Annotated in this window: 10 protein-coding genes; 7 read left to right on the top strand and 3 right to left on the bottom strand. The window is 42.2% G+C overall.

Translation table 11 applies throughout. The features are described 5' to 3' along the window. Positions 1-150: 150 nt before the first annotated feature. From Q4600_RS13825 to Q4600_RS13795, 7 genes are all read left to right on the top strand, one after another. On the top strand, positions 151-627 hold the full coding sequence (locus Q4600_RS13825) for an NfeD family protein (RefSeq protein ID WP_102526429.1): 477 nt from the start codon (positions 151-153) through the stop codon (positions 625-627). 67 nt (positions 628-694) lie between these two features. Then, entirely contained in the window at positions 695-1,630 is a 936-nt protein-coding gene (locus Q4600_RS13820) for a slipin family protein (protein WP_248956976.1), read from the top strand. Between the two features lies 1 nt (position 1,631). Continuing rightward, on the top strand, positions 1,632-2,570 hold the full coding sequence (locus Q4600_RS13815) for an SPFH domain-containing protein (protein ID WP_102526431.1): 939 nt from the start codon (positions 1,632-1,634) through the stop codon (positions 2,568-2,570). A gap of 228 nt (positions 2,571-2,798) precedes the next feature. Then, positions 2,799-3,875, top strand: coding sequence for a glycosyltransferase family 4 protein (locus Q4600_RS13810; protein ID WP_303517029.1), 1,077 nt, complete (start codon positions 2,799-2,801; stop codon positions 3,873-3,875). A 179-nt stretch (positions 3,876-4,054) separates the two neighbouring features. Next, positions 4,055-4,819: a toll/interleukin-1 receptor domain-containing protein gene (locus tag Q4600_RS13805; RefSeq protein ID WP_303517028.1), complete on the top strand. Its 765-nt coding sequence runs from the start codon at positions 4,055-4,057 to the stop codon at positions 4,817-4,819. Positions 4,820-5,906: 1,087 nt separating this feature from the next. Next, entirely contained in the window at positions 5,907-8,111 is a 2,205-nt protein-coding gene (locus Q4600_RS13800) for an LruC domain-containing protein (protein WP_303517027.1), read from the top strand. A gap of 64 nt (positions 8,112-8,175) precedes the next feature. After that, a complete protein-coding gene (locus tag Q4600_RS13795) occupies positions 8,176-8,787 on the top strand; it encodes a hypothetical protein (RefSeq protein WP_303517026.1) in 612 nt (203 codons plus the stop codon). 222 nt (positions 8,788-9,009) lie between these two features. On the opposite strand, the gene Q4600_RS13790 is transcribed toward Q4600_RS13795, so the two are convergent. From Q4600_RS13790 to Q4600_RS13780, 3 genes are read right to left on the bottom strand one after another with little or no spacing between them, the layout of a single operon-like run. Continuing rightward, positions 9,010-10,506: an efflux transporter outer membrane subunit gene (locus Q4600_RS13790; RefSeq protein WP_303517025.1), complete on the bottom strand. Its 1,497-nt coding sequence runs from the start codon at positions 10,504-10,506 to the stop codon at positions 9,010-9,012. Continuing rightward, complete coding sequence (locus Q4600_RS13785) at positions 10,493-13,546, bottom strand: efflux RND transporter permease subunit (RefSeq protein ID WP_303517024.1); 3,054 nt, start codon at positions 13,544-13,546, stop codon at positions 10,493-10,495. Before Q4600_RS13785 ends, Q4600_RS13790 begins: the two co-directional genes overlap by 14 nt. Continuing rightward, complete coding sequence (locus tag Q4600_RS13780; protein WP_157936181.1) at positions 13,543-14,649, bottom strand: efflux RND transporter periplasmic adaptor subunit; 1,107 nt, start codon at positions 14,647-14,649, stop codon at positions 13,543-13,545. The genes Q4600_RS13785 and Q4600_RS13780 overlap by 4 nt, the downstream gene beginning before the upstream one ends. Between the last annotated feature and the right edge of the window lie 159 nt (positions 14,650-14,808).

Genomic DNA, 14,808 nt, shown 5'->3' with positions numbered 1-14,808 from the left:
TACTATTTTCATTAATATTTTTACTACTATGCCTTAGGCATTCCAACAGTTATCAAGTCTATACAATTCACGCTATCCCAACTAAAGAGGATGCCGAACAGGGTTTTATAGCTTAAAGGATTTTATGATAACGTTTTTACAGGGGGGTATATGGAGTTTTCAAATCCAACCAGCATTTGGTTAATTGTTGGTCTTATCTTAATGGTCGCGGAAATTATCGTTCCGGGCGGCATCGTAATCTTACTCGGCGCTGCATGTGTTATCGTCGCTGCTGCATTGTTTGCAGGGATTGTTGACGGCGCAACACAAAGCTTTACCTTATGGTTTATTACGTCAATCGTGTTGTTACTGAGTTTTCGCCATATCACTCAAAAAATGATTGGTGGTGATGCTCATGTGGATAATACCGATGAAGAAATGGATTTATATAATCAAGTTGTCACGGTAAAAGCGGATATTGGCCCCGGTGAACATGAAGGACGCGTGACGTTCTCTGGCACTGAATGGCCTGCTTTAGGTGATGGCACCGAGATCAAATCAGGCAGCAAAGTGCGTATTATATGTCGTGAGAATATCGGATTGATTGTTGAGCCTTACGTTGAATCAGAACCCGAAACACCGAATTAAAGTGTTATTGCGCTTTAACACTCATCGAATTTAAGTAAAAACCATATTTACAAAAGGAAGGGGAAGTATGTTTGAACTAACCATCGCATTTTTATTTATCATGTTTATTCTTTATAAACTGATGTTGATAGTGCCTATGCGTGAGGTCAATGTGATCGAACGTTTAGGAAAATTTAGAACCGTACTAAAACCTGGATTTCATTTCTTAGTGCCATTTGTGGATCGCGTTGCTTACCGTCACGATACCCGTGAAGAAGTATTAGATGTCCCGCCACAAAGCTGTATTTCAAAAGATAACACCCAGCTAGAAGTTGATGGCTTAGTGTATTTAAAAGTCATGGACGGTAAGTTAGCCAGTTATGGTATTGAGAATTACCGCCGCGCTGCCGTTAACCTTGCACAAACCACCATGCGTTCAGAGATTGGTAAATTGACCTTGTCGCAAACCTTTTCAGAGCGTGACAGCTTAAACGAATCTATCGTTCGTGAGATTGACAAGGCATCCGATCCTTGGGGGATAAAAGTACTGCGTTACGAGATCAAAAACATTACCCCTTCAATTCACGTTATCCATACGCTTGAAAAGCAAATGGAAGCCGAGCGTCGTAAACGTGCTGAGATTACCTTAGCCAATGCTGAAAAAGACGCAATGATTAATATTTCGCAAGGTGAACGCCAAGAGGCAATTAACTTGTCCGAAGGGCAAAAACAGAAACGAATTAATGAAGCAGTAGGCTCGGGTCAGCAGATAACGATTATTGCTCAAGCTAAATCTGAAGGCATGAATATGATTTGTACCGCCCTTGATAATGAAGGCGGTAATGATGCAATGAATATGATGCTTAAAGAGCAGTTCATCAGCCAAGTCGGTAATATCTTATCTGAATCTCAAGTGTCGATTGTCCCGGCTGAAATGGCCAAGCTTGAAGGCTTCTTTGAGGGCATGGAGCAAGTGACTCACGCGGTAGCTAAAGCACCGGCAGCAACAAAAGGAGCACGTTAATATGTTAAATGGAATTGATACCGATTTTGTTGTGATGATTATTTGGGGCGCGATATTTCTCATTTTCGTGTTAAAGCTGTTTCAATCTATTCGCTTAGTACCGACTAAATCGGCCTATATTGTTGAGCGTTTAGGTAAGTATCACAGCACCTTAGATGCAGGCTTTCACGCACTGGTGCCGTTTATCGATAAAGTGGCTTATATACATGACTTGAAAGAAGAAACCATTGATGTGCCACCACAAGAATGTTTCTCAAGTGATGAAGTGAATGTTGAAGTGGATGGAGTGATTTATATTTCAGTCACTGATCCAGTTAAAGCGAGCTATGGTATTACTGATTACCGTTACGCGGCGATTCAGCTAGCACAAACCACCACACGTTCAGTGATTGGTACGCTTGATTTAGACCGCACCTTTGAAGAACGTGACGTCATTTCGGCTAAAGTGGTTGAAGTACTCGATGAAGCGGGCGCTATGTGGGGCATTCGAGTTCATCGCTATGAAATCAAGAATATTACTCCACCAGAAACCGTTAAAAATGCCATGGAAATGCAAGTGAACGCCGAGCGTGAGCGCCGTGCATTACTGGCAAGAAGTGAAGGTGATAAGCAAAGTAAAATCAACCGTTCTGAAGGTATCATGACTGAAACCATTAACCGCTCAGAAGGTGAAATGCAGCGTATTGTCAACGAAGCTGAAGGTAAAGCTGAAGAGATTTTAACTCTGGCTAAAGCAACAGCAGAGTCGATTGAAAAGTTGGCTGTAGTGATTTCAAAACCCGGTGGTCAAAGTGCGCTGCGCCTGCAACTCGGTGAGCAGTACTTTAAACAACTGGGTGGCTTAAGCGACAAAGACAATCGTGTGGTCTTACCCGGCAGTATGATTAACTTCGACTACTGGTTAAATAGCATGGGTCTTGAAGACGAAAAGAAGAAGTAGCTTTCAGCTGCTTTGGTTAACTCAAAACGCTGAGTATTAAGTTAACCTAGATAAAAAAAACTAAAAGAGGTTAGCACTACGCTAGCCTCTTTTTTTGATCGTTAAAGCGGGTATTACGATTAACCTTTACTATCAAATGAAGCCTTTGCGAAATCAATGAGATAACGTTATGTTTAATTAACTGGCTGCTTGCCTTGTTCTGTTTTAACTTATCAATGATGGAATTTGATGAAACCTAAGATTTTGCATTGTGTCGATGACCCCAACATGGGCGGCGTTAATTTTGCGCTGCAAAGCCTGTGTGGCTCCACGTTGCAAGATGACTTTGCATTCGATATTCAATATATCGATTTTTCAACGCCTGTGAATATCAATAGCGATGCCGACATTATCTGCCTTCATGGGGCATCAAACTGGCGAAACCTGCTCAACATTATTCAGTTTAAATGGCGTCATCCTAATGCCACATTTGTGCTGCAAGAGCATCATTACAGCGCCGCTTTTGTCAGTGAACAAATTAGATCTCCCAAGCGTTTTTATTTAATGCTGAAGTTGAATTATTGGCTGATGGATAAAGTCATCGCCATCGCCCCTTCACAGCAACAATGGATGCTAGAACATAAGCTTATTTCTCAGCAAAAAATCGCTTTACTAGGGCAGGGACGGGACTTAACTCGTTTTACCGCTAGTGATATCGCCAGTAAAAGCCCTAACAAAAGCCAAGATAAGCTAAACGCTAATGAGGCTCCGGTGTTAGCCGCTTATGGCCGATTTCACCCTCAAAAAGGCTTTGATTTATTAATTAAAGCCATGCAGCAGGTGAAGTCACCGTGTCGATTATTGTTAGCTGGAGAAGGTGAGCAACTCGATGAGCTTAATGCGTTAGCAGCAAAGGTAACTAATGTTGAAATTGTCGGTAAAATAGATGATGTGCCCAGTTTTTTACAAGCATGTGATGCCGTCATTATCCCGTCAAGATGGGAGCCATTTGGGCTGATATTCATTGAATCACTAGCAATGAATAAACCGATTATTTCAAGCCAAGTGGATGGCTTAGGCGATCAAATTAACCAGCATGCAGAACATCACCTTATTGATGATGGCCATCAATCTGCGATCACAGCTATTGCAGGACCTATTTCAGTTGATTCGATTGCAGATGCCATTAACCAATTTCTATCTCACGGGATTTCATCAAACACAGACTCAAATATTGGCTATATCAATCACTGGAAACAGCAACAATGGCTTGAATTACAACAAGCATGGAAAAGCTTGTTTAAGCAATTGTTGGGAGATAAGTAAGGGTTGAATTAGGGGAAGTTTTTTAATTTTTTAACGTTTACACCGACCCGATTTATTGTATTAGGCGAATAATTTAGAAATGACTATAGTTTCATATTTTACAATTACTTGTACTTGAAATTTCATAGCATTAATACAATATATGATACGACATATATGATAAGGAGTAACTCTTGAACATGACTGTACCTAAAGTATTCATCTCTTATTCTCATGATGACCAAGCTCATAAAAAGTGGGTTCTCGAGTTAGCTCAGCGCCTTAGAAACTCTGGCGTTGACGCTATTTTAGATCAATTCCGCTTGGGGCTTGGTGATGATTTGGGTAGTTTCATGGAGAAGAGTGTTTCAGAGTCAAACCGTATCATAATGGTTTGCACTGACACTTATGTGACAAAAGCCAACGATGGACTTGGTGGCGTTGGCTATGAAAAGATGATTATGACTGCTGACTATATGAGCCAAGTTGACAGCAACAAAGTTATTCCTTTAATTCGTCAACATGGTACTCATAGTGTACCTACTTTTCTAAAGAGCCGCCTTCACATAAATTTTTCTCGTGAGGATGAGTTCGAATTACAGTTTGATAATTTACTTCGTGAAATTCATGAAGCTCCATTATTTAAAGAGCCGCCAGTAGGGAATAACCCTTTTGAGTCTGTGATAGAGAAGCCAGCAGAAAGTGTAATCGATAAGAAAACTGAGCTCTTAAAGAGTTGGATAGACAGCTACAACCAAGGTGGCGGCTTCTTCACTTTTGATGATCTTCATAGAAAGTTGGGCTGTTCTAAGATATTTGCTGAAGTTTATATCGGTGAGTTATTAGAAAAAGACTTTATCAAAACAGATTATGTCCATATCGAGTTTCGGGAGGCTATTGAAGGTTTTAAATTAACTAGCAAAGCGAAGCTACATGCTATTCAGCAAGGTTGGATAAAAGAGTAATGACCTTCCAAAGATAGATAAGATCGCCTCAACGGCGACTTTCATAACTTGATACCACGCTTAGTTGCCTAATAACTTATTGAACGGTTTGCAGTATATAGCTGGTGGCTTAAGTTGATGGCTCTATCATCATATATTTTAATCATATTGTGATGGCAATGTTATTTATATTATAAAGTTTAATTTGCATATTTATCGTTAATATTCTTATTAATTTCATTTACTCGTAGTGTTTTGCATCTATAAAAGTCGTGGCGCTTCGCCCACACCCGACGAAAGGGAAACAACAGCATTTCCCTTCTCGACATCCCTTGCCGCCCCTACGAAATTGCTCTTAAAAGCGAGCAAGCCTCATGCTTATTCGAAAATAGCTAACGCTTTAGAAAGGCCATCCATGGCCAACTAAAGCTAGCCTGACATCCTGTCAGGCTTAAGCTATTTTCTTCAACGCATTTCAGCAATTTCAATGGGGAATATCAAGCCTGCAACTTCGCTTGTAGTTCCAAATTTTTTTGAAGTTAATTTTATTTGCTTCTTGATGCTTTTGATCTTCTTTGATGTTCAATTTGAATTGAGGTAAGTAAGAAAATCGCGTGAGTCCAGACAGGGATGTCTGGCTAGCTTTCGAGGGGAAGGGACGCCCTTCGTAAGCGCTAGTGATTTTTGCAGCTTGCCGAAGCGGGTACAGATAAATTTAAACGATATGAAAGCCCCCATTGAAATATTTCGCTTTTCAGAAAATTTCGTAGGGGCGGCGGGGTGTTCCAAGAGGGTATTGCTGTTGATACCCTTTTGGTCGGGTGTGGGTGGAAAACCCACGATGTTAATCCAAACGGAGTTTGGAAATATAGGAACACCTCGACCTTAATCCAAACAAAGTTTGGAACAATACATGTCGAACTAATTCAAACCATTCTCAACCTTAAAAATTACAAACTCTCACATTCAGAATGCGTTGCAGAATGCATTTATAAAACAATAAATAATTTCAACAACTAACTAAGCTGTTGTATTTATTAGGTAATAAAAGTTGGCACTCACTGTGCATTATCAAGTTACATCCTGATAATGAATAGCGAGATGCAATATGAAAATACCGACACAACAAACCGTAAACGCCAATGCTTTGAACGCTAAGATGATCAAAATTTTAAGCTTCAGTAGCATTGCTATTGGTACTAGCATGGCATTGTTTAGTGCCAATACCTATGCTGCCGAAGCTTTTGAAGCGTGTCCAACTGAAGCCTTTATTGTACAAACACCATCGGGTGTGCCAAAAACCTTCGGGGTTGAATTAGGCACAGGTAGTTACACCGTGTTGTCACCTGATATGGGGCTTACTAAGTCACTTAATGGTGTGGGTTTCAGTTATCTAGATAATTATCTATATGGCTGGGATTATGAACATGGCACTGTGGGTAAAGTGGGTGAGGATTATCAAGTTGAACCACTAACTATCGTAAAAGACAGTTCAGCTGCTGCAGCTGGAGATTTCTATGTTGGTGACGTCGCCATTAACGAAAACGTGTGGTACGGCTACCGTAAAAATAAAGGCTTATTTACTGTTCCGCTTGATGGTAACGATCACCCAATGAACATTGTCCCAGGTAGTAAAGCCAATGCCACCTACAACGTAACAGATTTTGCCTTTCATCCAAGCAACGGTTTTTTGTATGCCGTGACTAACGGGAGTACAGGTAAATTAATCAAAATTGACCCTAGCACAGGTGCAGCTGAAACCATTGCAACGGTTATTACTAAAAGCAGTGGTAGCTTTACTTTTGGCGCACAATTTTTTGACCCTGACGGTAACCTTTATTTAAGTAACAACGGCGACGGTAACGTGTATAAAGTCAACGTTGATAGTGACAACCCCGCTGCTGAACTCTTCTCTTATGGTCCGTCATCAACCTCTAATGATGGTGCTCGTTGTGCACTTGCTGAAGTCCCAGTGGGTGACAGTGTCGACTTTGGTGACGCACCTGACAGCTACGGCACCTTGATTGACTCAAATGGTGCTCGCCACGGTATTGTTGCCGGCATGTCGTTAGGTAGCTTAGTGGACAACGAATCCGATGGGTACCCAGCGCCACTTTCTGATGATGAAAGTGATGGCATTGATGATGATGACGGTATCAGCATGCCTACAGGTTTTGAGATTGGTGAAAGTGCCATGTTGATTGTCACCACCCAAGGCGATGCTGCCTTTTTAAATGGCTGGATTGATTGGAACCAAAATGGCGAATTCGATACTGATGAAAAAGTTATTGCAGCGCGTTCAGTCAATGCGGGTACCACTACGTTATCAATAGATGTTCCAAACTGGGCTACAACAGGTGATACATGGGCTCGCTTCCGTCTCAGTTCGGTGGCGGACATTCTGCCAACAGGTGGTGTGAGCGATGGTGAGGTAGAGGATTATCCAATTACTGTTACCGAAACCGGTATCACTATCAGCTACTACCCATCGTCTTCTGAATACACCACGTTAGCTTATGAGGATTTATACCCATATCAAGGCGATTTTGATATGAACGATGTGGTCATGCAGCTACGTATTAGCCAGTTTAGTAAAAATGATATGGTTCGCCGAGTGGCGTTTGATGCACAGCTAGTGGCAATGGGTGCAGCCTACCACAATGGTTTTGCGGTGCAGTTACCTGATATTGGCCGCGGTAATGTGCAAGAGTCTGCGATTGACTGGAGTATGCAAGGGGTTAAACAAACCACCTCGCCGTTAGAAGCAGGCCAAACTAACGCAGTGTTGTTATTCAGTGAAGATTTATGGCAACACGCCACACCCGGTAATGACTGTTTATACTTCAGAACCGAACCAGGTTGCGGCACCCAGTACCGCGCAACTTGGCAGATGACCGTACCCTTTGTTGACTCTGTTCATGTTGATGATATGCCAGAGTTTCCCTATGACCCATTTATTTTTGCAACCCCAGGAACTGACCATAGTTTAGCGGCTAAAAATATTACTGATGGTCAAAACCCGGGTCGTAAATTAGAAATTCATCTAAAAAACAAAGCTCCAACAGACTTATTCGATACGCGCTTTTTAGGCATGCACGACGATGCTTCTGCCGCTTCGCAAGGGCATTATTTCCAAGATGAAAATGGCATGAGCTGGGCAATAGAAGTACCAGATACATGGCAGCATCCTGCAGAAAACCAACGTGTTGATAGTGCTTATATTGAGTTTATTGAGTTTGCAGCAGATGAGTCAGGTGAAACCAAGCCATATTGGTATTTAAATGCAACTGACTCGTTAATTTTCAAAGACTAATGACGCTATTGCAGCAAATCAATTTAACTCAATTAAGCAGTTAACGGAATTTAAGGTGAATACGATGAAAACATTAACTCAACAAGCTAAAAACCTGAAAAATCAAGGTTTCGGTATTAACAGCACTAGCATAGCAATGGCAATGTTACTGACACAATTAACCGCTTGTGGCGGTGGTGGGGGAGACGATAGTTCTCCAGAACCAGTAGCGTCAACACCAACGACTACGACTACGACTACACCAACGACGCCGACTACACCAACGACGCCTACCACCCCGACAACACCGGAGACGCCAGTTGACCCAGATCCTGAAACACCGCCAACGGAGCCAACGCCTCCAGCAACTTCGATTGATGACTTAGTTGTGGATGCAGACTTTGACTTACAAGCGGCATTCACGCTAGCGATTGATGTAGCGCTTGATTCAACCCAGCGAGGTTACTTCTCATTGTGTGACCAATTTGAGCAAAATGGTGCTGAGGTTACGGTGAACTTTGAATCGTGTTTATTACGTGGTGCATTAGATGAAGGCAGTTTATCTGAAGCACTATTGGTGGCAAACCATCAACAAAACTTAGTCGCTGTGGTGTGGTTTTATGATGGTTCAGATCCTGTTTATCAGATGTGGTCATATGATATGGAAGCTGAGGAACAGTCTCTTACTATTGATTAAAGCATGATCGACTAAGTTGATTAACTAAGTTGATTAACTAAGTCGATTAGCTAAGTTGATTAGCTAAGTTGATTAGCTAAGTCGATTAACTAACAGTGATGAGTTAAGAATGAAATGAATCGTTGCGCGCATGACCCCAAAAGACAGTTTGAGCGCGTTAAAATCCCCTGAGCATCACATTAATATGATGCATTAGGGGATTTTTTCTTGCCCAGACTAAAATTAATCAGCGCTTGGGTTAACTTGGCTAGACTCCTTATCCTTATCTTTGTCTTTGTCCTTATCTGACGTCACTGACTCTTGGTTTACCACGTTCCAATCGCCGCCGAGTGCTTTATTCACCATAATGACATTGCTGGCAATATTGAGCTGTGCAACCACCACAGCATCTTGCATCGTGTTATCTTGTCTTTGTGCATCAAGCACTTGGATGTAATCAATTAAGCCAGCTTTATATAAGTTATTGGCTTTTTCAACAGCCGTTTCCGTTTGAGCGGCTGCGATGTTGAGTTGCTGATAAAAACGCAAGCTGTTGCCGTAACTCATTAGCGTGGTCTCGACCTCATTGAACGCGGCATTCACTGCATGTTCATATCGAAGACTGGCTTGTTTGAAGCGCGACTGCTGCATATCCACCATTGCGCTGCTACGGCCGCCATCAAATATGGTCCACTTTGCGCCAAAAACCGCAGCCCAGCCTACAGAGTCAGAACTGAATAAGTCATCGGCGCTTTCTGCTACCACCCCTGGACTTGCTGTGAGGTAAAACTGTGGGTACTGATTGGCAATACTGGCACCAAGTTCTGCATTAATCGCCGCCATTTCTCGTTCAGCTAAGGCTATATCTGTGCGACGTTTAAGGATGTCAGATGGCATCCCTGTTGGAATTTGACCTGTTACTGTAGGTAGTGGCGCCGCTTCAAAACGACTGATTATGTCACGAGGATGCTGACCCAATAATGTGGCCATTCGATATAAATGCACCTTTTCAGCTGTTTCAAATAATGTTTGGCTTGCTGTTACGCTAGCGAGTGCTGCACGAGCACTGGCTAAATCTAGCTCTGAACCAAATCCACTATTCACCAAAGTTTGCACCATTTCTAAGGTTTGTTGTTGCTCATTTATATTACGTTTAGCAATGGCTAAACGCGCTTGAGCACCACGATACTGCAAGTAATTGTGTACCACATCAGCCGTAATCAAGGTGTTTACACCTTGAGAGAGTATTTCTGCTTGTTGGACGCGAATACTTGCTGCATCACTCAGTGCATCAAGGCGACCAAACAAGTCAACTTCCCAGCTGACATTAGCGCCAGCCATCAGGCCATTATGATCTTTGCCGATCATTTCAGCGCCAATGGCAGGGCCTGCCAATGAGTCGTTTTCAGATAAACGATAATCAAATGCACCTGCGCCAAGACTGACGGTTGGGATCTTAAGTGACGACACCATAGTTTCGTAAGATTGCGCCGATTGAATCCGCTGCGCCGCAATTTGAATGCTAATGTTTTGCTGCTGAACTTCTGCAATCAAGCTATCAAGTTGTGGGTCGTTAAAGCTCTGCCACCACAAATCATTTTCAATGACGGCTTTATTAGCATTTTCTGCATGTAAATACACTTGATCTAATCCCACAGATTCAGGCGCATTGTAATCGGGTGTCATGCTACAACCGCCCAGTAATAAGGCGATGACTAATGAGATATTACGCATTTTCATGAGTTAACTCCTGTTGTGCTTGGCGCTTGAAAAGCAATTTATATAAGGCTGGCATAATAAAGAGCGATAATACTGTGGCCACGGCTAGACCACCAATAATGGTTGCAGCCATTTGGTCGAATAATAAATCTTTCAATAATGGCACCATACCTAAAGCAGTAGTCAGCGCACCCATCGAAATCGCCATGGTTCTGTTGAGTGTCGAGTTAATGATGGCATCATCTAGCGCGGCACCATTTTTGCGCTCAAGTTCGATTTGATCGAGCAGTACAATACCGTTTTTAATGATCATGCCTGATAGGGCAATTGCACCCACTAACGCCATGAAACCAAATGGCTTATCAAATAGGATTAAGCTCCAACATACGCCGATAAAGGCCAGTGGTAAGGTGATCAAAATAATGGCTGGTTGTTTGAACGCGTTAAACAACAGTACTAGGATAATCACCATAATTAAGAAGGCTTTAGGTGTTTGAAGCATAATGTCATCAATCGCTTCACGCTCATCAGCATACTCTCCACCCCATTCCATGTTGTAACCGGCTGGCAGTGCAATAGCTTCAATTTGTGTTGCTACTTCATTGCGAACATTACCGATAGTGTCACCAAATACACCCGCTTGAACGGTAATCGTCGGTACACGATCTCGACGCCAAAGCATGCTTTGCTCACCGCGAACTTCAAAACCATCTACAACATGAGATAGAGGCACACTATGAAGACCTAGAAGCGATCTCACTGGAACGTCGCCTAAATCATCTAAGCTCGCATTTGATGACTTCAGCATAATAGGCACTAACGTGTCATATTCTCGTATCTGACCAATAGGAAGTCCGTCACTGGCACGCTTGATTGCTAACGCGATATCAGTGCGGTTGATTCCTGCAAGGCGGGCTTGCTCTTGGTTAATGATTGGGTGAATGACCTTACTTTCTTGACGCCAATCATCACGGACATAACGGGTATGTGGATGCTGGTCGAGAATAATTTGTGCTTGATCAGATAACTGCTTAAGCACTAAAGGATCTTTACCTGAAAAACGCGCTTCGATACTAAACTTATCAGAGGTCGCCAGCTTTAAGTCACGAAAACGTGGCTGAGCTTGCGGAAAGGTTTCTGATAACCAAATGTCACCTTCTTCTACTAAGGTTTCAATATCTTCAAATGAATGGGTATTGATCAGGATTTGACCGTAACTGCCATCAAGCGGTTCTGGCTCAACAGTGACAGAAAATCGCGGTGCACTGGCACCGATAGAAGTCGAAATACTATCGACTTCAGGGCGAGCTAATAACCATTGCTCAATTTGTTTCATGTCTTCAGAAACATCTTGAATACGACTGCCGTTTGGTAGCCAATAATCCACAAAGACCATGGCGCGATCCGATGTCGGAATAAAGTTCACTTTAACCATTGGCGTAGCCACTAACGTGATGATTAACGCTGGAATGATAATCGCAATAGTGTACTTAGGGTTGGCAACGGTCCAGGTGATAGCTGCTTTAAACTTTTTAGCTGCTGTCGTTTCTTTTTTCTCTTCAGTTTCAACAGGTGCTTTAATGAATGCCCAGCACATCAATGGTGTAATCGTCATGGCAACAACCCATGACAGCAATAATGAACTGGCAAGAATTTGCACTACTGACAACGCAAACTCTGCAGCATCAGTGGTCGAGAATACAACCGGAGTCGCCCCCATGATTGCAATCACAGTCGCGGCTAATAGTGGCATTGACGTTTCATTAATACATTCTTTAGCGGCGATAAAGCGTTCTCTGCCTGCTTTCAATTTACTGCTAAACATGTCGGTGATAACAATGGCGTTATCCACAAGCATACCTAAAGCAAGAATGAATGAACCGACTGATACCCGTTGTAAGTCTACGCCAACCAGGTTCATGTAAATGAGAGTAAATAGAATCGTCATTAATAAGCTTGCACCGACAATCGATGCGCTGCGCCAGCCCATGAAAATCATCAGGATAATGACAACGATGGCAATACTTTCTAGTAAGTTGCTGATAAAACCTGTAATGGATTTATGGACTTCATCAGGTTGAAAGGCAATGGTGCTAATGTCCACACCGAGTGGTAATTCTGATTGGTACTGAGCGATGACTTCTTTAAGGGTATCGCCTAAAGACACCACGTTAATACCGTTAACTGGGCTTACTGCTAAGGTAATAGCAGGAATACCATTAAAACGACTTTCTGTTAGTGAAGGCGTTTTATAATCGTAATAAATATCTGCCACATCACCTAAGCGTATGAGTCCACTTGATAGTGAGCCTACGCCTGACTTAATAGTGAGGTTTTTTAAGTCTTCAATATCAGTGAAACTGCCAGTTTGCGCAACGCGTATTTGTTCAATACCCATGTCAAAACTACCCGCATCAATGGGTAAGTTTTGGCTTGACAATTGGTTGTAGACTTGAGCAGCAGATAAGCCTGATTCAGCAATGCGTTCATCACTGATATCAACGTTGACGACACGGTCTCGTACACCATGTAATTCAATCTTTTTAATACCATCAACTTCTTTTAGGCGGCGCTGCAACTCTTTTGAATAATCTTTAAGTTGTTGTACTGAAGCATCTTCACTATTGATAGCAAATAGCATTCCATAGACTTCAGAGAATTCATCTTGAACGATGTTAATCTGTGCTTCTAAAGGCAGCATTAATTTAACGTCGTCGACTTTACGTCTGAGCAAATCCCACTCTTGTGGTAATGTTTCAGAAGCCACAATGTCTTTAAGATCGACAAAAATCATCGAAACACCCGGACGAGATAATGAACGTAATGTTTTTAACGAGCTCATTTCTTGTAGCTTGGTTTCAATTTTATCGGTGACTAAATTCTCGACTTCAGCAGCAGATGCGCCTGGATACATGGTGACGACTACAGCTGTCTTAATGGTAAAAGAAGGATCTTCTAATTTACCTAAGTCAAAGTAAGAATAAATCCCTGCGATAACGCAAAGTACCGTAAAAAAGCACACAAAAACGCGCTGTTTTATGGCAAATTCGGCAAAGTTCATAATACGCCTCCCATTGGAAGGGTTTTCTCAACAGCCTTACCGTCATAAATAAATGCGCCACCAGCGACAACAACCACATCATTTTTAGCGATGTCACCAGTGACACAAATATCGTTACGACCTTGCTTAATCACTTCTACATCAACGCGCTTTGCGATGTTATCAACAATCTTGGTTATTTGAGGAGTGTTTTGACTGCTGACTAAGGCTCCTGCAGGTAAACATATGCTATTTGGATCGATGGTTTGATCGGCAATACGAACATTCACGACTTTGCCCGGGTATAAGTTTGCTTGCTTTTCATCAAGGGCAATTGTTGCGGAAAAAGTACGTTTAATGCGATCTGGAATAGTGGCAATTTCAGTCACTGTCCCTTTAATAGCTGCTTGCTTATCTAGATTGCCTGCACTATCGGTGAAAACAAGTGCTGCCTGACCTTGTGAAAATGCTTGAAGCATGGTTTCAGGGATATCGACAATCGCCTGAAGCTTTTCTGGTTGATGCAATGTCACAAACGAGATGCCCGGAGAAACCTGTTCAAAATTATCAAATGAACGCTGGCCGATAATACCGCTGAATGGCGCGACTAATTCGGTATAAGCTAATGCATCTTTTGCTTGCTCTAGATTTTGCTCGACAACCGTTACGGCAGCTTTAGCGCGAGTCATGCCTGTTTTAGCGCGATCTAAGCTAATATCTGACATAGCATTACCATTAATGGCAATTTGGGTTCGGTCAAATTCATTTTTAGCTTGGTCATAACTGGCGTTGGCTTCAGTTAAGCGGCCTTCTAATTCAGCTACTCTGACTTGATAGTCATGTGGATCAAGTCTTGCGATAACTTGTCCTTTATTGACACGCTCACCCTGCGCTACATTAATTTCGATGAGAGTACCAGTCACGCGAAAAGCGAGGCGTGCTTTTTCTTGTGCTTCTAGCACGCCAGAGAATCGTAAGTCGTGGCTAATATTGCTTTCACCTAAAGTGATAACTGAAACAGGTTGTATTGGCTTAGTTTCAATCTTTGCTTCATTACTGCAGCCGCTTGCAAGTGCAACAACAAGTGCGATTTGAGTCAATTTAGCGAATTTATTAATTTTCATGGAATACCTCATAATTGTTGAGGCGATTCTATTCAGATATTTATTATTTAGGTAGCGGTATATCAGTAGTTTGACTTGTTCAGAAAATGAGACAATCAAGCATCAGAGTATTGGCTACTTAATGAATCAATAATTGAACTGTTGCATGTTTATTTTTCA

The organism is Shewanella sp. 2_MG-2023, from assembly GCF_030548905.1.
Lineage (GTDB): Bacteria > Pseudomonadota > Gammaproteobacteria > Enterobacterales > Shewanellaceae > Shewanella > Shewanella electrodiphila.
This window is presented reverse-complemented; position numbering and strand designations above follow the sequence as displayed.